General features: G+C 38.0%; 18 protein-coding genes and 1 riboswitch. Of the genes, 9 read left to right on the forward strand and 9 right to left on the reverse strand.

The genetic code is table 11. From position 1 onward, the window contains the following. Nucleotides 1–73: 73 nt before the first annotated feature. On the reverse strand, nucleotides 74–1,495 hold the full coding sequence (clcA, locus tag JEP36_RS13630) for a H(+)/Cl(-) exchange transporter ClcA (protein WP_198620912.1): 1,422 nt from the start codon (nucleotides 1,493–1,495) through the stop codon (nucleotides 74–76). A gap of 195 nt (nucleotides 1,496–1,690) precedes the next feature. Here clcA and JEP36_RS13635 point away from each other — a divergent pair, with 195 nt between their 5' ends. Next, nucleotides 1,691–3,091: an alanine/glycine:cation symporter family protein gene (locus JEP36_RS13635; RefSeq protein WP_099074772.1), complete on the forward strand. Its 1,401-nt coding sequence runs from the start codon at nucleotides 1,691–1,693 to the stop codon at nucleotides 3,089–3,091. Nucleotides 3,092–3,278: 187 nt separating this feature from the next. Here the strand turns inward: JEP36_RS13635 and JEP36_RS13640 are convergent, their stop codons facing one another. After that, nucleotides 3,279–4,760, reverse strand: a complete 1,482-nt coding sequence (locus tag JEP36_RS13640) for an aldehyde dehydrogenase family protein (RefSeq protein WP_198620913.1) — start codon at nucleotides 4,758–4,760, stop codon at nucleotides 3,279–3,281. 492 nt (nucleotides 4,761–5,252) lie between these two features. Between JEP36_RS13640 and hcp the strand changes: the two genes are divergently transcribed. The 4 genes from hcp (at nucleotide 5,253) to mgtE (ending at nucleotide 10,110) form a co-directional block, all read left to right on the forward strand. After that, on the forward strand, nucleotides 5,253–6,905 hold the full coding sequence (hcp, locus tag JEP36_RS13645; RefSeq protein ID WP_196533359.1) for a hydroxylamine reductase: 1,653 nt from the start codon (nucleotides 5,253–5,255) through the stop codon (nucleotides 6,903–6,905). Between the two features lie 58 nt (nucleotides 6,906–6,963). Continuing rightward, on the forward strand, nucleotides 6,964–7,968 hold the full coding sequence (gene hcr / locus JEP36_RS13650; protein WP_198620914.1) for an NADH oxidoreductase: 1,005 nt from the start codon (nucleotides 6,964–6,966) through the stop codon (nucleotides 7,966–7,968). 271 nt (nucleotides 7,969–8,239) lie between these two features. Further along, nucleotides 8,240–8,575 carry a DUF6694 family lipoprotein gene (locus tag JEP36_RS13655; protein ID WP_198620915.1) on the forward strand — a complete coding sequence of 112 codons (336 nt, stop codon included), beginning with the start codon at nucleotides 8,240–8,242 and terminating at the stop codon, nucleotides 8,573–8,575. Between the two features lie 214 nt (nucleotides 8,576–8,789). Continuing rightward, nucleotides 8,790–8,961, forward strand: a riboswitch (M-box (ykoK) riboswitch). Between the two features lie 75 nt (nucleotides 8,962–9,036). Then, complete coding sequence (gene mgtE / locus JEP36_RS13660) at nucleotides 9,037–10,110, forward strand: magnesium transporter (protein ID WP_100159143.1); 1,074 nt, start codon at nucleotides 9,037–9,039, stop codon at nucleotides 10,108–10,110. A 76-nt stretch (nucleotides 10,111–10,186) separates the two neighbouring features. Here the strand turns inward: mgtE and JEP36_RS13665 are convergent, their stop codons facing one another. Beyond that, the gene (locus tag JEP36_RS13665; RefSeq protein ID WP_198630348.1) at nucleotides 10,187–10,696 is read right to left on the reverse strand and encodes a SprT family zinc-dependent metalloprotease; all 510 of its coding nucleotides are present in this window, start codon (nucleotides 10,694–10,696) and stop codon (nucleotides 10,187–10,189) included. Between the two features lie 105 nt (nucleotides 10,697–10,801). Between JEP36_RS13665 and JEP36_RS13670 the strand changes: the two genes are divergently transcribed. The 3 genes from JEP36_RS13670 to JEP36_RS13680 are packed head-to-tail and all read left to right on the forward strand — an operon-like array spanning nucleotide 10,802 to nucleotide 11,981. Then, the gene (locus JEP36_RS13670) at nucleotides 10,802–11,125 is read left to right on the forward strand and encodes an ArsR/SmtB family transcription factor (RefSeq protein WP_036912417.1); all 324 of its coding nucleotides are present in this window, start codon (nucleotides 10,802–10,804) and stop codon (nucleotides 11,123–11,125) included. 3 nt (nucleotides 11,126–11,128) lie between these two features. Continuing rightward, complete coding sequence (locus JEP36_RS13675; RefSeq protein WP_109371192.1) at nucleotides 11,129–11,563, forward strand: YeeE/YedE family protein; 435 nt, start codon at nucleotides 11,129–11,131, stop codon at nucleotides 11,561–11,563. A 4-nt stretch (nucleotides 11,564–11,567) separates the two neighbouring features. Beyond that, nucleotides 11,568–11,981 (forward strand): DUF6691 family protein, encoded by a 414-nt coding sequence (locus JEP36_RS13680; protein ID WP_198630349.1) that lies wholly within the window; start codon nucleotides 11,568–11,570, stop codon nucleotides 11,979–11,981. 82 nt (nucleotides 11,982–12,063) lie between these two features. Here the strand turns inward: JEP36_RS13680 and bcsC are convergent, their stop codons facing one another. Genes bcsC through bcsR form a run of 5 tightly spaced genes read right to left on the reverse strand, consistent with a single transcriptional unit; the run spans nucleotide 12,064 to nucleotide 21,285 of the window. Beyond that, nucleotides 12,064–15,378, reverse strand: coding sequence for a cellulose synthase complex outer membrane protein BcsC (gene bcsC / locus JEP36_RS13685; protein ID WP_198630350.1), 3,315 nt, complete (start codon nucleotides 15,376–15,378; stop codon nucleotides 12,064–12,066). Nucleotides 15,379–15,381: 3 nt separating this feature from the next. Continuing rightward, a complete protein-coding gene (gene bcsB, locus JEP36_RS13690; protein ID WP_198630351.1) occupies nucleotides 15,382–17,703 on the reverse strand; it encodes a cellulose biosynthesis cyclic di-GMP-binding regulatory protein BcsB in 2,322 nt (773 codons plus the stop codon). 59 nt (nucleotides 17,704–17,762) lie between these two features. After that, nucleotides 17,763–20,348 (reverse strand): UDP-forming cellulose synthase catalytic subunit, encoded by a 2,586-nt coding sequence (bcsA, locus tag JEP36_RS13695; protein WP_198630352.1) that lies wholly within the window; start codon nucleotides 20,346–20,348, stop codon nucleotides 17,763–17,765. Next, nucleotides 20,348–21,085, reverse strand: a complete 738-nt coding sequence (locus JEP36_RS13700; RefSeq protein WP_196533366.1) for a cellulose synthase operon protein YhjQ/BcsQ — start codon at nucleotides 21,083–21,085, stop codon at nucleotides 20,348–20,350. The genes bcsA and JEP36_RS13700 overlap by 1 nt, the downstream gene beginning before the upstream one ends. A gap of 8 nt (nucleotides 21,086–21,093) precedes the next feature. Further along, on the reverse strand, nucleotides 21,094–21,285 hold the full coding sequence (bcsR, locus tag JEP36_RS13705) for a cellulose biosynthesis protein BcsR (protein ID WP_109371180.1): 192 nt from the start codon (nucleotides 21,283–21,285) through the stop codon (nucleotides 21,094–21,096). An 843-nt stretch (nucleotides 21,286–22,128) separates the two neighbouring features. Here bcsR and bcsG point away from each other — a divergent pair. After that, the gene (bcsG, locus tag JEP36_RS13710) at nucleotides 22,129–23,874 is read left to right on the forward strand and encodes a cellulose biosynthesis protein BcsG (RefSeq protein WP_198630353.1); all 1,746 of its coding nucleotides are present in this window, start codon (nucleotides 22,129–22,131) and stop codon (nucleotides 23,872–23,874) included. Nucleotides 23,875–24,059: 185 nt separating this feature from the next. Here bcsG and metK read toward each other — a convergent pair whose 3' ends face one another. Then, nucleotides 24,060–25,214 (reverse strand): methionine adenosyltransferase, encoded by a 1,155-nt coding sequence (gene metK / locus JEP36_RS13715; protein ID WP_198620922.1) that lies wholly within the window; start codon nucleotides 25,212–25,214, stop codon nucleotides 24,060–24,062. Between the last annotated feature and the right edge of the window lie 661 nt (nucleotides 25,215–25,875).

Genomic DNA, 25,875 nt, shown 5'->3' on the forward strand with positions numbered 1-25,875 from the left:
ACCCCAAATAATGAACTGCACCCCAAAAGTTGGACACCAACTTTGGGGTATTTTTTATTTGTTTAAGCGAATTTTATTGTTGTGGTGATTTATCGCTTTTAATGTCGAGGGATTGGTCTGTTTGTTCTTTTTCTTCAGACTTTTGTAATATGCGTTCTAATAAAACCGTATAAATAGGGCGACCACCTAATAGTTGCGCCAACATCGTTGCTCCTAAGCAGGTAATAATCATAGGCAGAATAAGTTGATAATTATCGGTCATTTCTAATACGAGGACGATCCCTGTTAGTGGTGCTCTTACCGTTGCCGCAAATAATGCACCCATTCCTGCAATAGCAAATGTACCGATTTGAATTTGATAATCGGGGAAAAGTAAGGTTGCAGTTAATCCGAATGCACTGCCAAATAGAGTACCTAGTGCCAGAGTGGGTGCAAATATACCGCCAGGAGCGCCAGAGGCAAAACTGACAATAGATGTGATCGTTCGTAAAACAAAGAAAAGTAATAGCGCAATCAGGGAATATTGTCCCGTACTCAGCGCAGGAATAATACTAAATCCACCGCCAGTTATTTCAGGAATAATTAATGCTAATAAGCCACAAAGCCCACCGATGATGCCACCAGTTAAAACAAAGCGTGATGTTTTATCTTGATAGAAACGCTGAAATTGGGTTTGGACATAAAAAAGTAGCTTACTGAATATAACGCCAATAATGCCAAATAACATACCCAAAACTAAATACAGCCAGAGTGTATTGAGTGGTGCGGATGAAAATTTACCGATATGAATAACACCGCCTTCACCATTAAATAGGCGAAAAACAATGCAAGACATAATAACGCCAATAAAGACTGCTTTAATTGAAATAAGACTGTATTTAAATTGAGGTCGCATCTCCTCAATAATAAATAAAATACCCGCTAGAGGTGCATTAAAAGCAGCGGTTAATCCTGCGGCTGCACCAGTTGCTAATAACGTGTGGCGTGACTCTTTATCTTTTACTCGAGAAATATCATTTACGAGCTGGCCGATATTGGCACCTAATTGAACCGTTGGACCTTCTCGTCCTAACACCATACCAGAGCCTAAAGTTCCAATACTGGCAATAAATTTTACAGGTAATACTCGCCACCAACGAACAGGGCGAATATCTATCATCGCACCTTCAATTTCAGGTATTCCAGAGCCACCCGATTCGGGTGAAAACTTCTTGACTAAATAATATCCCAGCATTGCTAAAATAGAGGAAAAAAGCAAAGTACTTATTGCCAGAATATAAGGATTAGTAAAGGTTTTCATCAGTTCTTCTTGTCGAAAATGAATCACCCAACTAACACTTTTTTCAAATAAAACGCCCACTAATCCAGCTAGCGAGCCAACCACAGCGGATAGTAGTAGGATTTTTAGTGGTGCAAGGTTGGTTTCTTGCGCTTTTCTGAACAGATTAAAACGACGTTCATTTTGGGTATTTTGTGCTGATTTATGATTATGCATAACTTTGACTGAAGTATTGTAACGATGAACCTAATGATAGCGTAATTTAATAATGAAGTGATATTTCTCACATAACTCAGTCAATTTTAAAATTAGTCGTTTTTTTTTCTAGCATATTTTCACTTTTTCATCTTTAGTGTAATTGATAACAAAAAATACATATTTAGATAACATTTGGACGAAAAAGGGTAATTTATGGATTTTATCACTAATATATTAAGCGCTATAAATGGCGTGGTATGGGGAGTTCCGATGCTTGTCGGTATTCTCGGTATCGGCCTTTTTATGCAGTTTCGACTTGGCTTTTTACCTATTAGGAAATTAGGTACAGGATTTAAGCTGTTATTTGAAAAAAATGATAAAAGAGGCGAAGGTCAGATATCACCATTTAATGCGTTGATGACCGCACTATCCGCCACTATAGGAACGGGTAATATTGCTGGTGTTGCAACAGCTGTTGTCTTAGGTGGTCCAGGTGCATTATTCTGGATGTGGATGACCGCATTAGTGGGAATGGCAACCAAATATTCAGAAGCCGTGCTTGCTGTACGTTTTCGTGAAGTTGATAAATATGGAAACTATGTCGGTGGGCCAATGTATTACATCAAAAATGGCTTAGGTAAAAATTGGGTTTGGCTAGGTACTGTTTTTGCTGTCTTTGGGAGTTTTGCAGGTTTTGGTATTGGTAATACAGTACAAGCAAACTCTGTGGCTGATGTACTGGAAAGTAATTTTGGTATTTCGACGACAATTACCGCTATTGTGCTCGTTGTTTTAGTCGGTGCTGTACTCATTGGTGGCATTAAACGTATTGCTGATGTTGCCGGTAAATTAGTTCCTATTATGACCGTTGGCTATTTTGGTGCAGGTATTGTTGTTTTAGCACTGAATGTGACTGCGATCCCAGATGCTATTATCCTTATTGTTAAATCTGCATTTACACCAGTTGCTGCTCAAGGTGGTTTTGCAGGTGCAGCTGTTTGGGCTGCGATCCGTTTTGGTGTTGCGCGTGGTGTTTTCTCAAATGAAGCGGGATTGGGTAGTGCACCTATTGCCCATGCGACGGCAAAAACACAAAATCCTGTTCGCCAAGGTTTGATTGCGATGCTGGGAACTTTTATTGATACCATCATTGTCTGCTCTGTTACAGGATTAACTATTGTTATCACAGGACAATGGTTAACAGGGCAAAGTGGTGCAACATTAACCGCCGCATCATTCTCTATCGCTATTCCGGGTGGTAACTATATTGTGGCAATTGCATTAGCTATTTTTGCATTTACCACGATTTTAGGCTGGAGTTTTTACGGTGAAAAATGTGTGCAATACCTGTTTGGACCTAAAGCTATTATGCCATTTCGCATTGCTTGGCTGATTGCGTTACCAGTTGGGGCAACACAATCATTAGAATTTGTGTGGTTATTGGCTGATACACTCAATGCAATGATGGCGATCCCTAACTTAATTGCATTAGCGTTATTAAGCCCTGTTGTTTATCGCTTAACAAGAGATCATATAAAAGATGTTAACGCTGATAATATTGAATTAGATAAAGAAACTCACTCAGTGAGCAAAAAAGAAGCCGAAGCAGAGTAACTCGTTCTTACTTATTGGCTAACAACACAACATAAAACCGCATACTTTATAGCGATAAGGATGCGGTTTTTTTATGGTAATAACTTGAGGTGTGAGAAATTATAGATAATAAAAAGCCTTCTGGGGAGAAGGCGAAGAGATGAGTATAGATATTATATTTATAAGAATTTAGAAAAGAGAGAAAATCTTATTCTTTCATACTGATGAAGATATTTTTCACTTGGCTATAAGCATCTAACATCATTTTATGTGTTTCACGTCCTAAACCTGATTTCTTGTAACCCCCAAATGGTGCGTGAGCTGGGAGTTCGTGATAAGTGTTAACCCACATACGACCAGTTCTTACTGCTTTTGCAACACGTAAGGCACGGTTAATATCTTGAGTCCAAACACCACCACCTAGTCCATATTCAGAGTCGTTTGCCATGTCGATAACTTCATCTTCATTATCAAATGGGATAACACATAATACAGGTCCAAAAATTTCTTCACGAGCAACACGCATTTGGTTTGTGGCATTGATAATGATAGTAGGGCGAACAAAGAAACCATCATCATAACCTTCACCGGTGATACGTTCACCGCCTGTTAATACTGTCGCACCTTCTTTTTTAGCGAGTTCAACATAGCCTAAGATAGTATCCATTTGATCTTGGCTAACTTGTGTACCCATTTGCGTATTCGGATCAAGTGGGTCACCGACACGAATACTCTCAAATTCAGTTTTTAATGCTTTCAAAAATTCATCATGAATATCTTTATGTAAGAACAAACGTGAACCTGATTCACAAGCTTGTCCTTGGTTCATCAAGATTGCCAATGCTGAATATTTGACCGCTTTTTTCATGTTTGCATCAGGGAACACGATATTGGCTGATTTACCGCCTAATTCCAATGTTGCTGGAACCATTTTTTTCGCTGCGGCTTCTGCTACGGTATAGCCCACATTGGTAGAACCTGTAAACGCAAGTTTATCAATATCTTGATGCTCTAAAATAGCTTGTCCTACGACAGAACCGCGCCCTGTAACAATATTGATCACACCAGCTGGTAATATCTCATTTAAAATACGACCTAGCTCTAATAATGAAAGGGAAGTCAGTGTTGCTGGATTAATAACCACGGTATCACCTGCCGCAATCGCTGGTGCCAATTTCCATGCTGCCATTAATAATGGGAAGTTCCATGGAATAATTTGGCCCACAACACCAATAGGTTCGCGAATAACAAGGCTAATGGTATTTTCGTCTAGGATGGCACTTTCATCGGTATGAGAGCGTATCACGCCTGCAAAATATCGAAAATGGTCAATAGAGGCAGGTAAATCTATGTTTTTCGACTCATTGAGTGGCTTACCGTTATCAAGCGATTCAATCCAAGCAAAGCGTTCTTGCTCTTGCTCTAAACGATCTGCGATTTTTAATAAGAGGGCTTGACGCTCTGCAGGTGACGTTTTGCTCCATGTTTTGAATGCGTTACGTGCAGCGCTCACTGCGCGTTCAACATCTTCAGCACTACCAGATTGGTATTCACTTAATAATTCACCAGTAGCAGGGCTATAGGTTTTGGTTGTTTTTTGCGATGTGCTAGATACCCATTCTCCTCCAATTAACATTTTGTAGCTTTCTAGAGGGCGAAATTCTGATGGAACATTATTTAATTTAATCATTTTTAATCTCCAATGTAGGGGTGAGTATCTTTCAAATGTGTAGTTTCATTTCGTAATACTCGTGCTAATAACATATATCAATTGAAATAATTTGATTAGCTATTGATGCAATAGGTGATATTAACTATAAAAAATAGTAAAGAATATTACTGAGTTAACAAAAGCGGATGAACTTAATCGTTTCATCTCTCAGTCTTTATATGATTAAACAAAAAACAACCATCAATAATTCTTAAATAATCCTTCTCATTTACATGCCTACGGTGTCATATAATTAATCTTTTTTTTTAAAAAAAAGATTTTTGGCTTAAGCCAAATCAAAGGATAAAAAAAGGAATATTAAAAGGTTTGCTAGAAATTGAGTTAGATCAAACAACATTTAAATTGTTCAATATTGCACTTTCGCTCTTATAAAAATGGCGTATTCTTATGTTGCATCTTGAATGCAACTTATAAAAATAAAGCGTTATCTTTTATTAGAAGGAATACGATATGTATTGTGTGCAATGTGAACAAACAATGAAAACGCCTGTAGGTAATGGTTGTGCCTATGCGCAAGGTATGTGTGGTAAAACAGCAGAAACTTCTGATCTTCAAGATTTACTCGTTGCGGTATTAGAAGGGCTTTCAGCGTGGGCTTTAGCAGCGCGTAGCGTTGGTATTATTGATCATGATGTAGATAGCTTTGCTCCTCGTGCTTTTTTCTCTACGTTAACTAACGTCAACTTTGATTCTGATCGCATTGTTGGTTATGCGAAAGAAGCTATCTATTTCCGTGAAAGTTTGAAATCTCGTACTTTAGCGAAAAATGCGGCAATTCAAGTCACTAATCCAAGAGCTGAAATCCAATTAGCGGGTAACGATTTAGACAGTTTACAAAAACAAGCTCAGCTTTTTGCTTTAAATGCAGATAAAGCGCAAATCGGTGATGATCTTCATGGATTACGTATGCTGTGCCTGTATGGCTTAAAAGGAGCTGCGGCTTATATGGAGCACGCGCATGTTTTAGGTCAGTATGACAATGAAATTTATGCAGAATATCACCGTTATATGGCGTGGTTAGGTACTGATCCTGCTGATATGAATGAGTTGTTAGAAAATGCGATGGGCATTGGTCAAATGAACTTCCGCATTATGGCTATTCTTGATAAAGGCGAAACTCAAGCTTACGGCAACCCTACACCAGTTACTGTTAACGTGCGCCCTGTTGCAGGTAAAGCGATTTTAATTTCAGGTCATGATCTGAAAGATTTGCAAATGCTACTCGAGCAAACGGAAGGTAAAGGGATTAACATTTATACTCATGGTGAAATGTTACCTGCTCATGGTTATCCAGAACTTAAAAAATATAAACACTTAGTGGGTAACTACGGAAGTGGTTGGCAGAATCAGCAAATTGAGTTTGCAAAATTCCCAGGTCCTGTATTAATGACTTCAAACTGTATTATCGATCCTAATGTTGGTAATTACGGTGACCGTATTTGGACTCGCAGTATTGTAGGCTGGCCGGGTGTAAAACATATTACTGGTGATGACTTCTCTGAAATGATTGAACAAGCACAATCATTAGAAGGTTTCCCATACAATGAAATTGAGCATTTAATTACAGTTGGTTTCGGTCGTGAAACACTATTAAATGCCGCTGATACTGTGATTGATTTAGTTTCACAGAAAAAATTACGTCATGTTTTCTTAGTGGGGGGGTGTGATGGTAGCCGTGGTGAACGTAGCTACTACACCGATCTTGCAAGAGAAATTCCACAAGACTGTTTAATTATGACTTTGGCGTGTGGTAAATACCGTTTCAATAAACTGGATTTCGGTACTTTAGAAGGCTTACCACGCTTACTTGATGTGGGTCAGTGTAACGATGCTTACTCAGCGATTATGCTAGCCGTTAACCTTGCTGAAAAATTAGGTTGTGGTGTGAATGATTTACCACTGTCTTTAATTCTCTCTTGGTTCGAGCAAAAAGCGATTGTTATCTTATTGACACTGCTTTCATTAGGCGTGAAAAACATTTATACCGGCCCAACAGCACCTGCGTTCTTAACCGACAATCTGCTGGCGGTACTAAATGAGAAATTTGGTATGCGCTCTATTACTACACCAGAACAAGATCTTAAAGATATTCTTTCTGCTTAATGTTTTAAATTCATTATCATTACCGAAGCCTACGGGCTTCGGTGAAGGATCAATATCCATGACGATGCCTACTTCTCTTTGTCCTAATCGTATGCAAGTTCACTCTATTAATCAGGAAACACCTGAAGTGTGGACGCTGAATTTAATTAATCATGACTTTTATTCTTATAAACCAGGTCAGTTTGCACTGGTGAGTATCAATAATAGTGATGAAATACTGCGTGCTTATACCATTTCATCTTCTCCGGGATTAAGTCCATTTATCACTTTAACCGTTCGCCGTTTAGAAAATGGTGTGGGTTCAGGTTGGTTAACATCACAAGTAAAACCAGGTGATTATCTTTGGTTATCTGATGCTCAGGGTGAATTTACTTGTGCTGGTAAAGAAGGTGCGCGCTATTTAATGTTGGCAGCAGGTTGTGGAGTGACACCTGTTATGTCGATGACACGTTGGTTGTTAAATAATCAACCTAAAGCAGACATCACGGTTATTTTTAATATTCGTGAGCAAAGCCAGTTTATTTTTGAGAAAGAGTGGATCGAATTAGCAAATGCATATCCATACAATCTTAATTTTATCATGATGCCTAAATTACCTGATAATAAAGGGTTATTTAGTGGACGCATTTCTCAAGAAAAATTGGCTGCACTAGTACCTGATATTGCGAGTCGTACAGTTATGTGCTGTGGCCCAAATAGTTATATGGAAGACACAGGACGTTTTGCAAGAAATCTTGGTGTACCTGCTGAGAATATCTTTATGGAACGTTTTGGTGATGAGCCTGTTTGTGTTGATGAAAACGAACAATTAACCATGACTATTCGTCATCCATTATCACAAATTAAAGTTCCTGTTGGCATGACTTTATTATCCGCTATGGAAGAAAATAAAGTTCCTGTCTTTGCGGCTTGTCGAGCAGGGGTTTGTGGTAGTTGTAAAACTCGTATTGTGAGTGGTGATTATGATGTCAGCAGTACCAGTACATTAACGGCTGAAGAGATAGCTCAAGGTTATGTCTTAGCATGTAGCTGTCGTTTAAAAGGAGATGTTGAGCTCGCTTAACCTCTTTTTATTAAGTATTTCCTTCTATTTTCCTGTTTTTTTTACCCTGTTAATTTATTAACAGGGTTTTTTATGTCTATTCTCCCCATTAAAAAACTGAATAATCTGGAGAATGCTTCCCTTTATTTTAAATTAAAGAAGATTTTTATTTATTCAGAATAATAAAAATATTGGAAATAATGATTAACTAAAAATATATTTTAGTTAGTGGGGCGTTTCCTTATAAACATTCTGCTATTATTTAAACTATTGACTGGGTAAGGGGGGGTATATGAAAAAATTGTTACTTGTTTGTTTATTTAGTGTCATGTTATCTGGCTGTGAAAAACCTCAACAAACCCTTGATGGCTCTAATGTAGAGTCGCTACGTATCTCAATTGTTGAAATGCGCAACTCACTTCCCCTTGATGAACAATCACGTTTTGATGAAGCAATAGAATTAGCGATCCTTAATGATATTAATTTTAATGATTTAGTTATCGCAGGTCGTAATAAAAATGCGGATATTATCACGCGTAAAATGTGCCAATCATTAGATGGTAAAACGGTAAAAGATATATTTTTGCAAGCAGAAGAAATAAGAGTACAAAAATTAGCATTAAAATAATCAATTAATAAACAGATTATCTTTTACTATACGATTTTAGCTTTCGTAGGAAAACTTCATTTCTTTTTATATATTGGTTTCGAATGTAATTACAATTCTTAATTGTGTGATGAATGCTTGAGGCTATTTTTCAATAGAACTTAAACAAAATCGTTATCGTGCTTTTCATTATATTGTGGGTGGTTATAATGCGCGCCGCATTCGCAAGAAAAGTGCAGTATCTCGTTAGGCGAGGCTCCTATACAAACACAGGTTACTGATCTGACGACGTCGAGAGACGCCCAAGATTAGGACAGGATATATCGACCGAAGGTATATCCCCATGTAACTTCCAGTATTCATCGGATACGTTGTATAGTGCTAAAACCGAGACGTGTAGATAGCTTTTGCATTCTCGCTTCTGGTTTCGCCCCTATGGAGAACTGATTTGCTAAACACAAACAGTAATAGGGAACCACAAAATGAAATTCAATACTCAAAACAAAATGGATGCTGTATTAGTTGCAGATGCATCCTTAAACACACCACAAAATAACTCAACTCAAGACCAATACAATCGTTTAAAAGATGATGCAACCGTTAGTGCTTATATGAGCCAGTCTTATATTGCGGTTTCTGTCGCTGATTCTGTTGAAAATGTGAAAGCTCAATTGGTTAATGATTTAAAAGATGAATTAATTCCAACCTATTTATATGTGGTGGATAAAGATAATTATCTAAATGGGATTTTGCCCGTTAAATCATTATTAACCGCGGCTAATGATCTGTTTGTGTCTGATGTGATGCGTCAAACCTTTTTCTCTGTTTCACCAGAACAGAATCGACATGATGTGTATCAACTGATTAGCCATAGCGGTTTAGACAGTGTACCAGTGATGCATTTTGGAAAATTGGTCGGTGTTTTACGCCCTCAAGATATTGCTGAATTAATTGAAGATGAAAATACACTTGATGCACAAATGCAGGGTGCAACTTCACCTTTAGAGCAGCCTTATTTAGAAACCAGTCCAGTAACATTATGGCGTAAACGTGTTGTGTGGTTATTGATGCTGTTTGTGGCAGAAGCGTATACCAGCACTGTGTTACATGCTTTTGAAGACAGACTCGAAGCCGCAATTTCATTAGCATTTTTTATTCCATTGCTGATTGGTACGGGTGGAAATAGTGGTACACAGATCACCTCAACATTAGTACGTGCTATGGCATTAGGAGAAGTGAGCTTACGTAATGTTTGGTCTGTATTAAGAAAAGAAATAACCACATCGATAATGGTTGCACTGACTATGGGTATTGCTGGTTTTGTGCGTGCTTGGTTCTTAGGTGTGGGTATGGAAGTGATGATTGTGGTTGGCTTAACGCTTATTTCAATCACGGTTTGGAGTGCGATTGTTTCATCTGTTATTCCAATGGTATTAAAGCGTTTAGGTATTGATCCTGCGGTTGTTTCAGCACCATTTATCGCGACGTTAATTGATGGTACAGGTCTTATTATTTACTTTGAAATCGCATCTCATGTGATGAGCGAGTTTGCTTAAGACAATCCCATATATTCATTCTCAAGATAAAGCCGATGTGAATTAATCAACACATCGGCTTTATTTTTGTCTGCATTTATTCATGCTTAATAAATTGCAAAATAGCCTGACAATGGCGACAACGGTATTGTGTCTCTCCGCGTAATACTTTGTTATGGCGGCGAATGGTAAGCTGATGTTTTTCTTCACAATGGCAAGCATAAGGAAAGGTTTTAGCTTTAACTGCGCTGACATCAAAATGATGGGTTCGTTTAGCTGAAACTTGTAATACTGTTTCCATCATCCATTTCCACTCTTTCCCATGAGGTGCTACACGACCAAAATGGCGATTAACTAATAAATGCGCTAATTCATGAGGAATAACTTCTTCAATAAAATTCTGTTTATTTTCAATCAATAATGTAGGATTAATACGAATTTCCCAATTTGCATAATAGGCACTGCCAGCAATAGTTCCTCTCTGATTATAATGTAGAGTAGGTTCTGGGTAATTTGTATTAAGATAAAGATTAGCCTGCTGCAATTTTTCACGCAGTGTTCGCATAACGCTTTGCACTAAGGTGATGGGGACTCTTACCGTTTTCATGTTACAGAGCATATAGTGGCTTATACAAACACGCAATAAAAAGAAAACTTGCACAATATATAAATTAACATATTATTAAAAAGTATATTGATTATGGAGTTTACCATGACACAACGAGTTCAACCTGATTTATTAGATGCAATGAAATTGGCGGCTAATGAAGCGTCTAGCATGCTTAAGACGCTAGGAAATGGCGATCGCCTCTTATTATTGTGTCAGCTAAGTCAGGGCGAAAAGAGTGTGAGTGAATTAGAAGAGAGTTTAGGTATCCGTCAACCGACACTTTCTCAACAGCTAACCGTTTTGCGCAATGAAGGGTTAGTGAATACTCGTCGTGATGGAAAACGTATCTTTTATTCTATTGCTGATGAAAAAGTTCTCGTACTACTCAATACGCTTTATCAGCTTTATTGCCCTATAGCAGGTTAATTTATGAATATAGATTGGGTTCACTTTACGCCTTTAAGTGCGGCAATTGGTGGGCTTATGATAGGTGCTGCGGCCGCCATTTTACTGTTATTTAATGGCCGTATTGCAGGAATAAGCGGGATTTTGGGTGGGGTTTTATCAACAAAACAGCAAGGTAATGGCTGGCGTTGGGCATTTTTACTAGGCATGCTAATCGCACCTACACTGTTTTATTTTTTTGATAAACCCTTATCGCCAGTAATTGAAACGTCACCTTGGATGTTAATTATTGCCGGAGTGCTGGTGGGAGCAGGTACACGTTTAGGCAGTGGTTGCACAAGTGGTCATGGTATTTGCGGATTAGCACGATTATCGCGTCGTTCTATTGTTGCTGTGTTAGTGTTTATGGCAACGGCATTTATTACCGTTTATATTCAGCGTCATGTGATAGGAGGCTAAGAAAATGACTAAGTTTGTTGCTTTTCTTTGTGGTCTTCTATTCAGTGCAGGATTGATTGTTGGTGGAATGAGCAATCCGCAAAAAATTCTAGGTTTTCTGGATATCACAGGAAACTGGGACCCTTCTTTATTGATAATCATGGGAGCAGGACTGGTTGTCAGCGTGATAGGTTACCAATTAACACGGTGTAGACAACAAAGTGTATTAGCATGCCCTTTAAATATCCCAACCAATAAAGTGATTGATAAACCCTTAGTGTTAGGTAGTGCGTTATTTGGTCTTGGTTGGGGATTAGCTGGAATTTGTCCAGGTCCTAGCTTGGTATTAGCAGGTGCTGGGTTTTATCAAGGTATTTTATTTGTCCTTGCCATGATTGTAGGTTGGCTGTTTGTTGGGCTTTTTCGTAAAGCGCAATAATAGCAGTTTGCTCTCATCATTTTAGAGAAAACGTTAAACGGGAAGCCAGTGCTTCCCGTTTGTGTATTTTATACATTGAACGTTATTTAAAGTCAGCATAAGGAATAAGAGGGTTTGGCGGTAAATCTAAATCACCGTTCCAACCATCAAATGAATAACGCAAGTACATTAATGCATGGTTTGGGGTATAGTTTTTGGCTTGTTGAATATCAATAGCTGCACCAATAAACCAATGCGGCGTAATACGATGTTCAACTAATGCTCTGGCGGTATAACCAAATCCATTGCCAGAATCTCCTTCATCAACCGCATCACGCTCTTGATAATAAAGTCTCATTATTTCTTCTCGATCTTCGGGGCTAAGTTCATTCATATAGCGATTAAATTTATCGAGAGAAACGAGATTTTGTAAAGGATAACGCTTTCTGTCATCTGTTTGGGAGTAAGACCAAGAAAGAGAGCCTGATAATTCCCAAGACCAATTTTCAGTACGTTCACGATAATTAATTGGGAGCCCTAAAGAGACATATTTTTGAGGGCTATAATAACCACCTTGACCTAAAGTGTACCCGCTTAAGTCTTTATCATAATGCCAAAGCATAGTACTTAACCCAACAGAAACGCGGCGGTTGTTCTCATTGATAAGTTTATAATAGTAGCCTCCCATTCCTCGGACACTGCTATTATCTTCAACATTTTTACCTGTCAATTTATCAACAGAAACCTCGCCCCAATAACCATCTTTCCCACCTAAATCATAACTTCCGCTTAAACGAATACCGGTTCTTCTTACACCCCCCCATATTTGGTTAGTCCAAATATCTCGTTGACCACCAAAAGCAAGCATAGAGCTATTAACAGGGCGGCGGTGAATATCAAGTGTCCAGCCCACATTAAAAAGATCATGACTATAGGCGATTTTACCGGCCCAATCAGTCACTTCAAAACCTAACGGTGTGGTACCAAGATCCCATTGCCATTGACCATTTTCCCAGCCAATTGCAGGGCTAACACCAAAGGATTTTTGTTCTAGCGGGAAACAACCCGTGCGGTAACAAGTTCCAAATTTTGAATCATATGGTGATGTACCCAGTTTGCCACTATTAAGATTAACTAAGTCTGCACGCCAGAAGAAACGCCCATCATAAACAGGGTGATCAAGTTGTAACATTGTGGTGTGGGCGCGTAGTTTTGAATAACCTTCGCTACCACTAGAGCCCCAATAATCATGCTCAAGCGTAAATCGCCACTCTTGTTGGCGATAAAGCGCGTCAGCATCCGCGCGTAAACTCCGAGATAGCCAATTATCTTTTTCGTCATTACGCATTAATGTGGTGTACTCAATATTATCTTTTGGCAACCTATCTGTTATTCCATCCTTGATCATAGCTTGTTGATAATAATAGTGAGCTTGTTGGCGATGTTGCCCATCACGCTGAAAACGAGCAATATCGCGTAATACTAAAGGATCAGCACTGTCTGGCTCTGTTTCAATTTGTTGTGCCAAATAAGCAAAATAGTGTTGTGCTTTTTCTGTATTACCTACTTCTTTTTCAGCATTGGCAACGCGTCTAATTGAGTTGCTATTAAACTGGTTGGGAGAAAGCGTTTCTATTTTGGCAAGGTAGTATTTTGCCTGCATCTTTTTCCCTTGTTCTAAGGCGATATCCGTCGCACCTAATAATGCAGTTTCATTATTGGGTTCTAAATTCAGTGCAGTATGGTAATAACTTAAGGCCTGATCGAGGTTATTTCGTTCTTGAGCCCAGTTCGCTAATAACAAATAAGTCTGAATTTTTTGCTCTGGCGGAATATGAGCAAAAAGATAATCAACAGCTTGTTGTTCTTGTCCTTTCGCTCGTAGAGACTCTGCATGTGCGACTATTTGACCAAAACGCAATCGACTATCTAACGCTTTCATGCTCTCACTGCGTTGAGATAAGGGGATCGTTTTTAGCGTATCAAGTGCTTGAGTTTCTCGTCCTGTTTTATTGAGATATAACGCATAAGCATAAAGGCGAGACGGATCATTAGGAAGACGACGATTAAGCTGATTAAAATACGCTTCAGCGACAGAGTCTTGCTGGGTAATTAATAAATCATCAGCAAGACGATAAATATTCCAAACATCATTAGGATAATCTTTAGCTATTGCCTTACGTTTTTCAATCGCACTGAGGTATTGCTCTTTATGTTCATCATCAGCCGCTAAATCTTGCCTTATACCAGAAATAATATAGCCATAATCTTCTGCTAAATTTTTATATTGTCTAGGTGTTAAGCCTGCAATAAATTGTTGCGCTTTTTCATGAGATTGTTGGCGATAAAGCTTTGCTAAACGATGTAGCGTTGCAGGGTGATTGGGTTGATATTTTAATGCCTGTAAATAATGGTTTTCGGCAACATCCCATTGCCGCTGTGCAACAGCAATATCACCTAAACCAAGATAAGGTTCACTTTCATAAGGGCTTAACTTATTAAGCTGATTAAAATAGCGTTCTGCTAATTCATAATCTTGCTTTAAGAGTGCGTCATCGCCTTTTGAAAGCAGATGCCAATATTGGTTAGCCTGCAACATAGATCGCCATTGACCACTATTATCATGGTTGGGCGCTAATTTCAGCGCTTGGGAAAGATAAAAAATAGCTGCACTGCGTTGATTAGCACGAGAATAACGGACACCTAAAGCACCAACAACATCAGCATTATCAGGTTGTTGTCGTGCTTTTTGTTTTAAGGTCGCAATAGGTAATGAGGTAACATCTATTTGCGGTTTTATTGTTGAAACTGGGCTTTTTACTGACTCTATGGCGTGTTGTTGTTGCTGGTAGAGGCTCGCTATTTTCGTATTTTGCGGATACTGACGATAAATATGATTGAGTCGTTCTATTTTATCATCGTGAGACGATTGCATAAGTACTTGAATATACTCGAGTGCTAAAGTCTCATCGGGAGGCATTCCTCGGTAAATTTCATCGTATAAATTTAACGCATCATCATAGCGGCCAGCTGTACGGTAAAGCTGGGCTCGCTGTAATTTTTGCCGATTAACATCCGTTGTCAGTGATAACGTTTTGATTGCACGCTGATATTGCTCTGACTGTGGAAATTGAGTACCTAATTGGGTAAATAGCTGTTGTGCTTTTGCATTGTCCTTCTGTTTTACAGCAAACTGAATTTGCATTAACAAGATATTAGGATCATTGGGTTTAATTAACGCTAAACGATATAGCGATTGAGCCACTAAAACTTCATTTCCTGTGGATGTACCTAATCTCACTTGCTCTTGTAAAAAGGCTTCTGTTGCCTCTTCACTGGCTTGCGTGACAGGCAAAAAGCCTGTCAGCAAAAAGAGAGCAATAATAGAGTGGCGATGTGTGTGACCAAATTGCCACATAGCTTAGTCCTTAGTCGCTAAACGACGTTGGCTTCTTATTTTCATTGCTCGCCAAATAAGAAGAGAGACAAGAATAATGCCGACAATTGCCGCTAAACCAAGCCATATAGGGTGAGAAGCAAACACATACCAAACCTCTTCCCACCAAGGTAAATAACCGACGAAATAAGTATCTCCCACACGCAAGCTATTTACGCCAGACTCTCTGACCAATACTACTGAACCATGCATAGCATCACGCTTACCACTATCACTGATCGCCTCATTTAACAGTTTGTAACCTTGCGTACTATCGGCTAATAATGCGACAACGCTACGCTGTGAAAAGAATGGAGATTGGAAACCAATAATTGCCCCCATCGATCCTTTTGAGGTCAGCGAGATCCGGCTATCAGGACGTTTATCAGTCGGTTGATAACTTGTGTGGCTAAAGATACTGATTTCACGAGAAGGCAGAGTGATTTCACTACGTGCTTTATCAATCAGTACGTTCATCTGTTTATCATTATTTAATGCAGGTGGAATGGTTCCGATAAGTAGTAGATCAGCATCTCTTTTTTGCACTTCATCCAATGAACTGGTTAATGAAACATTGAGTGCCGGATAACCTGTTTGAGCACCTATATTCCCCATTGAAATTAATAGGGTAGATAATTGTGTTGGAGACGGTTGCTGATTAACAAAAATCAAGGTTTCTGACAGATCCGCATAACGGCTAAATGGGAAGCCTGCATGGCTGTAAACCCGTAAGTCAGGCAGTGCAATATAGTGTCGATAATCACCTGTAAAATTAAAGCTAGATAAATCATCAATAGCGACAGCATTTGGTACAGGTTGATAAGTAATACATTGATCTACTGAGCCCCCAGGAATGGGGTTGGTGTAATCAAAGGCAAATGTAATTTGGTTACGTTCACCCAGTTTTACGGCGGGTATATTCAATAAATTCTTATGCTCAATCCAGCCTTGAATAAGCGGTAAATAAGCGATGACAAGATTATCTTTTTTATCTTTCTCAAGAGGATAAGCTTTAATGAAATGGTCGTTTACTGAGATAGACATACGAGAATCATCTTGAAATGCAGGAGCGGTATAGCGATAACGCAATTGCATTTGTAATCCCGTATTATTAAACATAAATAGATCAGGCGGTAACGTCATATTTAATGTAATAGGATTCGGTTTTAATCCGCGAGATTGCAACTGGCCTTCATAGTCTTGTAGCGTATTAAAGTAGATAGGTTTATTTAACTGTACCCATTTTGGCGCATCATAAGGTTCACGCGGGATCAATTTTTCTACTTCATTAATTGTGACGATATTCCCTCTGAAGATAACTTGTCCACGGGCTATTCCGTTTACGGCAGTGATCAAATCGTTATCATCACGCCCCATAATAAGAAGTAACTTAATATAAGGATTGGTTGGATGCGTCAGCATTTCGATGGTTGGTTCTTTCACATCGGGATGCTGTTTTAAAAAGGCGGGTTTTTGTGTATTGGTTGCAAAAACAATGCTGTGTTGATTTGGCAAAGCATCATAATAAACAGGGTAATTTTGCTTACGCCAATCAACTTGAGTACCAAACCAAGAAGAGAGGATCGCTGCCGCTTTTTGTTGAGCTAAATTAGGTGACTGGCTGAAAACCATTGGCAGTGTTAATTCTCCAAAATCACGGCTATCAAAAAAGGGTTCAGGGAAGTGCGCTAACTCATTACCTAAACGGAGTGATTGAAAGGTCAGATTGAGTTGACTGCTTTTACTTACATCAAGCCAGAGTGTTGTATTTGCTTGGTTTTCACAAATTTCACGATAATGGCCAATAAAAGAGAGTTTTATATGGTTAAAATCTTGAATAAATAAAGGATCAATAGGTATCGTAATTTGATTCTTCTTACCCAAATCTTCTGGTTTTAAGGTAATAACTCCCATCAATTCATCATTTAAATAGACATTAAGATGAGATTCCACAGGAAGTAGTGACGGAGACGGTGTAAATTCTAAATCAAGAGTGGCTTTAGAAACATATTCATCACTACGGACACCAAATTCTAAATAGCCATCAGGGCTAACACCCGTCAAATGGATCGCGCCATAACTAGGTGCTGTCTCTGCAAATTTTAATATCTTCTGGCGAGCAGAAGGCGTGATATCTGTAGAAGGCAATTGTGTATTTCTAGGCTCTGCTTGAGAAATAACTTCAGGAGCTGCTTCAGTTATTGTAACGGGTGGCTCTGAAATAGTGGTTTGCGCTTCTTGCGTTTCATCTCCATGAACTGAAGAAGTGAGCATAAATAAGGCAAATATGAGAAAACGTTTTTTCATTATTGTTACCCATGATCTTATTGTTTATTAATAAATTCCCAGAAAACTGAGTTTTACCTTCAAGACTGATGAAATATTTGTGAAACATTAACGCGTTGAGGGAGTAACGATGAAAGCCATAGCAAAAAGAGACCGAGTAAGCGGAAAGTAGCGTAAATAAAGTAAGGAGCACGCTTTAACAAGGTGTTATAACCTTGCATACTGATAAAAATAATGTTCTTGAGACTGCTTAAAGGTCTGTCGGTTGGAAGTTCATTTTGCCAATCTGCCCAAGTATCGGCTCGCTCAAAAGTACAAGCAGTAAACTCGATAGCTTTTTGCGTTGTCATTTCAAGGAGTTGTAATCCAATAATTTGCCCATCAATACGTGAAATATTGGCTTTAAAGGCATGTTCACGCTGATTTTGACTGAGTAATAGTGTGATGCTTTCATTTGGAGATAGTGAAAGTTTGACATTGTCAGGCAATAAAATTGCACAGCTATTATCAGAAAAATCATAGAGATAACATCGGTAGAGAGAGCCATTATCTAACAGCAACATGGCAGGAACTTTAACGCGAACACGAGGAAAACGGCGCTGTTGCTTTGTTTCGACAGAAACTGCAATTGCAACACCGAGTAAGATAAGGTTATAACAAACCCATAATAAACACATGGTAACAGCCCATGCTTCATCGGGATCGCCCGTTGCTATGCGCCAAAAAGCAAACAAAATACCTAGCAAGTTCAAGTTGAGAAAGAGTAAGTAAGGGCGGTTAATTCGCCAATCGACAAAGCCTTCTTCCATCACGCCACCTTTGCCAGTCACGTTGAAAGTTCCTTTATGAGGAGAGATAAGGGTACTTAACACTGGACGAGTGGTGTACCACGCTAAAATCGTTTCATAAACCTCACCCCAAAATGAGTGGCGATAAGCGCCTTGTAACTTTGCACTGGCGAGTGAAATGTGGATCAAATACGGCACAACATAGAGAGCGATCGCAATCGCAGGTGCATAAATGATATAGGCATGGAAAATAAGAAACGTTAGTGGTGCGAGTAAGAAAATCATCCGTGGAATGCCAGAAAAAAAGTGCAACATGGCATTTAAGTAACAAAGACGTTGCGACACGCTTAGTCCTTTACCAAACAAGGGATTATCAAGACGGAATATTTGCACCATTCCTCTCGCCCATCGAATACGTTGACCTATATGTGCGGATAATGATTCTGTCGCTAAACCAGCGGCTTGTGGAATGCGAATATAAGCAGATCTCCAGCCATGACGGTGTAAGCGTAATGAGGTATGCGCATCTTCTGTAACAGTTTCAACGGCAATGCCACCAATCTCATCCAATGCAGTACGACGTAAAACTGCGCACGAGCCACAGAAAAACGCTGCATTCCAAGTGTCATTACCATCTTGAACTAACCCATAAAAGAGTGTGCCTTCATTGGGTGTTTCACGAAAGTTACCTAAATTACGTTCAAAAGGATCTGGGGAGAAAAAATGGTGAGGTGTTTGTACCAAAGCTATTTTTTCATCTTTTAAAAACCATCCCATTGTAAATTGTAGAAATGAACGTGTTGGAATATGGTCGCAGTCAAAGATGGCGACAAATTCACCAGAAGCAAGAGTTAAGGCATGATTGATATTACCTGCCTTAGCAAAATCATGTTTTTCTCGTGCGATATAACGAATACCAACTTCTTGAGCAAATGCTTTAAATTCAGGACGGGAGCCATCATCAAGCAGATAAATAGTGAGCTTATCTTTAGGCCAATCTAAATTTAAGCTGGCATAGATTGTGGGTTTAACAACTTGCAGATCTTCGTTATAGGTAGGAATAAAAATATCAACGCTTTGCCATTGTGTAATGTCTTCAGGCATAGAAACAGGTTTTCGATGCAGTGGCCAAATACATTGCATAAAACTAAGGAATAGCACACACCATGCGTAAGTTTCAGCCAGTAAAAGCAGTAAGCCACAAAATAGACTGAAATTATCAATCCAATAAAGGGTTGAATGATAACGCCACCATATGTATCGACATGCAATTGTCAGTGCCAACATAACCATTGCGATAGAAGAAAAACGACCAGGAATATCGCGGATAGCTAAGGCAACTAGCCAAAGAACAATTACAAAAACGAACTGAAATGTAAGATCAAACGGTTGAGTGATACTGAGTAAAATAAAGAAAATGGCAAAAATAGCGATAATGGAATAGAGAGCATATTGCCAAAAAGGTGTGGTTTTTTCCTTATGTTCAATGATTTCAATCGCGATAGGAGAGACATGAACAAAGAGTTTTTTGTATGTTTTTCGAATATAGAAAATAAATTGTGTGGGTTTTTTAATCAGTAATTGCCCTACATAATGGCAAGCTAGCCAAATGCTTTGTAACAAATAGCGCAAGGGATCGAAAATTTTAGGGCAACGAGGATCAATATGAGGATATAGCTCTCGTTGTTTTCTGGCAATTTTCCGCCAAAAAGGGGATTCCATCCGTAAAAAAAACCACATAATGCCCATAAATAGCTCGCTAACAATAGCTGCGCTACGAGATGCACCGTTATGGCGATAAAACTTGTAGTAACGAATAAGAATATGTTGTGTCACATTCTTTTCGATTTTATTCGTAGCATCGTAAAATGATGGCATTATGACTGTCCTTCTTTCCTCTTAAATAACGAAAAACACCATTGAGCAAGTTGCGATATTTCTTCTACTAACATGCAATTAGCTCGGTAATCATATAAAGGTAAACGTGAGGCACAGGCCTCTAGTGAGGCTTCATCTCGATGAAGAACAACAGGGCATAATGGAAATGGTGTCGTTTGCCAAAATTGATAAAAATCTTGGTGAATTTGGCTGGTGGCACGAAATTGGTTAATTAATACATATTCATTTTCGATAAATGTGTGCTGGTTAAGGCGAATATGACAGTTGCTTTCTGCCATTGATACGGTAAAAAAAATATCCGCTTTTTCTATCCAAGACGCGAAAAGGGTGTCTTGCGTATGCTGTAAATCCATTAAAATAATGGCATCAGGGTGTAGCTGAATAAATGTCGTTAAAAAATGGGTAAGATGTTGTTTTGCTGAGAATGACAATTGTAAGAGCAAGTTATCCTTCATATTAACCAAGCCAAAAGGTAACACTTGGTAGTGTGGTCGATAGTAAAAAATACTCTCCTCTATTGGCGTTTCTGCTAATAATGCCTGACTTAATGTGGTACTTTTTTGCTGTGCTGGAAAATAGAAAGACAAAATATTTTCTGTGCAATTATCAATAATCAGCACTTCTTTATTTTGTTGATTAAATTGCCGAGCAAGTGCAATTGCCGTGGATGTTGTACCCACTCCACCTCGGAGTCCTTTTAATACAATAAGTGGCATAGTTAGCCTCATTTAGTCATGTAATGAAATGCATTAAGTAATGGCCAGCGATAAATAAGCATATTATTTCCTTCTTCTTTATTAATATCCTGATAGTGATAGTTATTTAATGAAAATAATTTTTTTAGTTTATCAATGTCCTTATTTAGATTATTTTTTTCTATTTTCATATTTGAGTTAATAAAATTTTCATTTTTCATTTTAATAACCTCTGAATAAAATAAAAATAGATTTCTATCAAAATTAAAATCTTGATAAAATAGTGTCTGATTAATGATTTGTTCTGTTTAATTAAGGTTCTTATTTTAGAATAGGCTTTAAAATACATTATTTCAATTACGTAAAAACACATAAAATAGATATTTATTATCTTATTTCTATAAAAGATGGCTATTGGTTTTCTTTTTTATATTTATATTTTTAAAATTTATTTGTTAAATAATAACGGAAAGGGCTTAGCTACAAAGTAAAGTAAAAAAAAGAAATGTAGATTAGCTGTTTATAACAATATATTAAATTATTCAAATTCGATGATCATTATTGTATCTTGATCAGTATCATTTTTCATAGAAAAATCATTATATTATATTCTTTTATTGATTAGTTTTGTTTTTATATTGAGGCTCTTGTTTGTTTATTGATAAGTATGTTTATTAATTGTTATTTGGTGTTATTGATGTGTAATTTGTTTTGTGTTTGTTTCGAAATATAAAAATAAGATAACTCTGTGTTTCATTATTTAATGTAAATAAAGCATCATTTTTAAAAATAGGCGCTATTATATAAATAGAACGTTGAGTGTTTTATTTTTAAACTCATCTTAAATAATTTTTCTAGCATTAATTTTTCTTTTATATAAGAGACCGGTATTTTCTGGCGAGATTCTTTTTTTTATTTAAGGGTTTTTACTTGGTTTTAAATAAATATTCTCTTATATGTTTATTTAGTAGTTAATTAAATATCAGAAGTAATAAAAAGACAGATGTGAGTAATCATATAACTGTCGAATTGGATTTATTTATACTAAAGAGTAGGAAATTAAAATGAACAAATCTAATACAACCCAGTTCAATTTTTTACATTACTGGCATGGGTTGGGAGCATGGAATTTCTATTTTTTACTAAAGTTTGTTTTGCTTTGGTATGGTTATTTAAATTTTGATGCTTTTAGCAATTTACTTTTTCTTGCCTTTTTATTGTTCCCATTACCAAAAAATATTTGGCATAAAATGCGCAATTGGGTCGCTATCCCAATAGGGATAATACTATTTTACCATGATACTTGGTTACCCAGCTTTTCAACGGTACTTGCCCAAGGTGGGCAACTTAAACAGTTTTCTTTTGATTACCTGGTTGAGTTAACTGTTAACTTTATCAATATCAAAATGATAGGTGTCGCCTTTGTTTTGTTAGTCGGTTACCTTTTTATTGAACAGTGGGTAAGGGTATCTGTTTTTATTATTGCAGGTGTATTGTGGCTAAATATTGGTGGGTTTACTCATATTTCTCAAGGTATGGTGCCTCCTGTTTCAGCGAATACTTTTGTGCAAGAAAGTAACATTAATACTGAAAAAAGCACTGCGGTCGTCAAAGCTCCTGAGGTGTTACCCGCATCAGTCGAACCTCAAGTCCTCCCTGAAGTTGTACCGACTAAAGAGGTAGAAAGTACATCAATTAATACTGTTTATCCACCACAAAAACAGAAGGTTAGTAATAAGGTATTGGATGATTGGCTCACACAATTTTATGGTTACGAGAAAAAACGTACAACACCATTTCCTGCGCAGTTAGCAGCCAATGCTCAGCCTTTTGATATCTTGATTATTAATATTTGTTCACTTTCTACCGCTGATGCGGCGGTTGTTGGGCTACAAGAACACCCAATTTGGGGTAACTTTAATGTGTTATTTAGCCACTTTAACAGCGTATCTTCTTATAGTGGTCCTGCATCATTAAGATTATTACGTGCGAGTTGTGGTCAGACTCACCATTCTGATTTATACGATCCCGCAGATACGCAATGCTCGCTGATGGATAATTTATCATCGTTAGGATTTGCCAAGAAATTGGTACTCGACCATAACGGGAAGTTTGGTAATTACCTCAAAGAAGTTCAGCAACTCGGCAATCTTAATATCGCCTTACAAGATCAAGAAAATCTTTCTCATCAAATTACCGCATTTGATGGCACCAAAATTTACAACGATAAGGAAACATTACAACGTTGGTTGAAAGCGCGTGAACAGTCTAACGAAGACCGCACTGTGACCTTTGTGAACTTGGTATCACTACATGATGGTAACCGTTATGTAGGAGAAAATAGTACTGCTGATTATGGCAAACGTGCCTCCACATTACTTGATAATTTAGATAGCTTTATGGATGAACTAGATAAAAAAGGAAGAAAAGTGATGGTGGTGATTGTGCCTGAGCATGGTGCGGCTTTACAAGGTGATAAGACGCAAATGTCAGGGTTAAGAGATATTCCAAGCCAAAGTATTACTACCGTACCTGTTGGTATTCGTTTCACTGGAATAAAAGAGCAAGCATCATTTAACCCTCCGGTGATTGTTGATGAACCAAGCAGCTATTTAGCTATCTCTGAGTTTATTTCTCGTAATGTGAATGGGGATGTTTTTAACCAATCTGCTATTGATTGGGATGCATTAGCCAGTGAACTTCCTCAAACTGCCAATGTTGCAGAAAACCAAGCTACGGTTGTGGTTGATTATCAAGGGCAGTCTTATATCAAGTTAAATGGAGGAGAGTGGATTAATTATCCTAACTAACTTTTTATCGCTTTTTATAAAAAAAGCGTTTCATCATAAATCTATGTTCTCGTTTTCTCTTATTGAGATCCCCGTATGATTGCGGGGTTTTTTATGGGTTTTATAAACAGAAGCCATAAAAAAACCACATCTATAAAGATGTGGTCTTATTTAAAATCAATAACATGATGTTATTGGCAAGAGACTTATTTTAAGCCTGCCGCTTCACGTAAGATTTCAGCTTTATCTGTTGCTTCCCAAGGGAATTCAGGACGACCAAAGTGACCGTAAGCAGCCGTTTTTTGGTAGATTGGGTGCAGTAAATCTAACATTTGAATTAATCCGTAAGGACGTAAGTCAAAGAATTCACGCACTAACAGGATCAGCTGTGCTGTTGGGACTTTTTCAGTACCAAATGTTTCTACCATAATGGATGTTGGCTCCGCCACACCGATTGCGTAAGAAACTTGGATTTCACAACGATCTGCTAAACCTGCTGCCACGATGTTTTTAGCAACGTAACGTGCAGCATAAGCTGCTGAACGGTCAACTTTCGATGGATCTTTACCAGAGAAAGCGCCACCGCCGTGACGAGCCATACCGCCGTAAGTATCGACAATGATTTTACGACCGGTTAAACCACAGTCACCCATTGGTCCACCGATAACAAAACGACCTGTTGGGTTGATGAAATATTTAGTTTGCTCATTTAACCATTCTGCTGGCAGAACAGGTTTAATGATCTCTTCCATCACAGCTTCATGCAGATCTTTTTGTGAAATATCTTCAGAATGCTGAGTTGATAATACAACTGCATCAATACCAACAACTTTATTGTTGTCATATTGGAAGGTAATTTGGCTTTTTGCATCAGGGCGTAACCAAGATAAAGTGCCACTTTTGCGGACTTGTGCTTGGCGTTGAACTAAGCGATGAGCATAAGTAATTGGAGCAGGCATTAATACATCAGTTTCGTTGGTTGCATAACCAAACATTAAACCTTGGTCGCCAGCGCCTTGTTCTAATGGATTTGCACGGTCAACACCTTGGTTGATATCAGGAGATTGTTTACCAATCGCACTGATAACTGCGCAGGAATTAGCATCAAAGCCCATCTCGGAACTGGTATAGCCGATTTCACGAACAGTGTTACGTGTAATTTCTTCGATATCGACCCAAGCTTTGGTGGTAATTTCTCCGCCTACCATAACCATGCCTGTCTTAACGTAAGTTTCGCAGGCAACGCGTGCTTTTGGATCTTGTTCTAAAATTGCATCCAGAACGGCATCAGAAATTTGATCCGCGATTTTATCTGGATGACCTTCTGAGACTGATTCAGAAGTAAAAAGGTGTGTAGTCATTATATCTCGTTACCTTAATACAAACGGTTTAAGGATGGATGTTTTAACATCTAGACGTCCATTTTATGACTCTTCTCTCTTTAATTCCAGCTTTTTTTAATCAAATATAGGGATAAAGCAGAATCAAACAGTTAATCTTATTTTTTGTTGCCCGCTATTTTTGTGTGGAGAAAATAGGGAGTAGAGAAAAAAAAGTTTTTTGTACTTTTTGCTTTGCATTTTTAACTAAGTAAAGGTATAAACTCGCGGTTACTGTGAAATCTGAACACAGTGTAAACCGCAGGATTTCTGATCCTGTTTCTCTGTTAGGGAAATGGCTTACGGGTTTAAGCCATGTGTGGAGTGAATGGGTAATGTTCCATTGTCTACAGGTTAGTCTTTTCAAAAACCAAAACAGTACTCACCAATACTATACACGTAGTATATCTAGAGTAATTTCCTCTTTGAGCTCTTTCTCTTTAGAGCGAAGTTGTCTGTTACTTGCCAATAGGTGATTGTGTTAACTCGTTATAGGTTAACTCAAGAACTTTCTACTATTATGTCCTGCGTATAGCTGGATAATCATATAAAAATATATAGTGAGCCATTACTTCCAACTGTTATTTATCAGTCGTTTCAGATTTTTGTCAGATAATTGACTACTATGGTGACAGGCAAGGTA

Origin of the sequence: Proteus sp. PR00208 (assembly GCF_016238545.1) — a bacterium.
In the GTDB taxonomy this organism is placed as follows: domain Bacteria; phylum Pseudomonadota; class Gammaproteobacteria; order Enterobacterales; family Enterobacteriaceae; genus Proteus.

Excerpts from the sequence above, each read along its gene's own strand:
- metK (WP_198620922.1), bottom strand. The coding sequence starts at position 25,214 with ATGACTACACACCTTTTTACTTCTGAATCAGTCTCAGAAGGTCATCCA.
- JEP36_RS13635 (WP_099074772.1), top strand. The coding sequence starts at position 1,691 with ATGGATTTTATCACTAATATATTAAGCGCTATAAATGGCGTGGTATGG.
- bcsC (WP_198630350.1), bottom strand. The coding sequence starts at position 15,378 with ATGTGGCAATTTGGTCACACACATCGCCACTCTATTATTGCTCTCTTT.
- bcsG (WP_198630353.1), top strand. The coding sequence starts at position 22,129 with ATGAACAAATCTAATACAACCCAGTTCAATTTTTTACATTACTGGCAT.
- JEP36_RS13675 (WP_109371192.1), top strand. The coding sequence starts at position 11,129 with ATGAATATAGATTGGGTTCACTTTACGCCTTTAAGTGCGGCAATTGGT.
- hcr (WP_198620914.1), top strand. The coding sequence starts at position 6,964 with ATGACGATGCCTACTTCTCTTTGTCCTAATCGTATGCAAGTTCACTCT.
- bcsA (WP_198630352.1), bottom strand. The coding sequence starts at position 20,348 with ATGCCATCATTTTACGATGCTACGAATAAAATCGAAAAGAATGTGACA.
- clcA (WP_198620912.1), bottom strand. The coding sequence starts at position 1,495 with ATGCATAATCATAAATCAGCACAAAATACCCAAAATGAACGTCGTTTT.
- bcsR (WP_109371180.1), bottom strand. The coding sequence starts at position 21,285 with ATGAAAAATGAAAATTTTATTAACTCAAATATGAAAATAGAAAAAAAT.
- bcsB (WP_198630351.1), bottom strand. The coding sequence starts at position 17,703 with ATGAAAAAACGTTTTCTCATATTTGCCTTATTTATGCTCACTTCTTCA.
- mgtE (WP_100159143.1), top strand. The coding sequence starts at position 9,037 with ATGAAATTCAATACTCAAAACAAAATGGATGCTGTATTAGTTGCAGAT.
- hcp (WP_196533359.1), top strand. The coding sequence starts at position 5,253 with ATGTATTGTGTGCAATGTGAACAAACAATGAAAACGCCTGTAGGTAAT.
- JEP36_RS13665 (WP_198630348.1), bottom strand. The coding sequence starts at position 10,696 with ATGAAAACGGTAAGAGTCCCCATCACCTTAGTGCAAAGCGTTATGCGA.
- JEP36_RS13700 (WP_196533366.1), bottom strand. The coding sequence starts at position 21,085 with ATGCCACTTATTGTATTAAAAGGACTCCGAGGTGGAGTGGGTACAACA.
- JEP36_RS13670 (WP_036912417.1), top strand. The coding sequence starts at position 10,802 with ATGACACAACGAGTTCAACCTGATTTATTAGATGCAATGAAATTGGCG.
- JEP36_RS13640 (WP_198620913.1), bottom strand. The coding sequence starts at position 4,760 with ATGATTAAATTAAATAATGTTCCATCAGAATTTCGCCCTCTAGAAAGC.
- JEP36_RS13680 (WP_198630349.1), top strand. The coding sequence starts at position 11,568 with ATGACTAAGTTTGTTGCTTTTCTTTGTGGTCTTCTATTCAGTGCAGGA.
- JEP36_RS13655 (WP_198620915.1), top strand. The coding sequence starts at position 8,240 with ATGAAAAAATTGTTACTTGTTTGTTTATTTAGTGTCATGTTATCTGGC.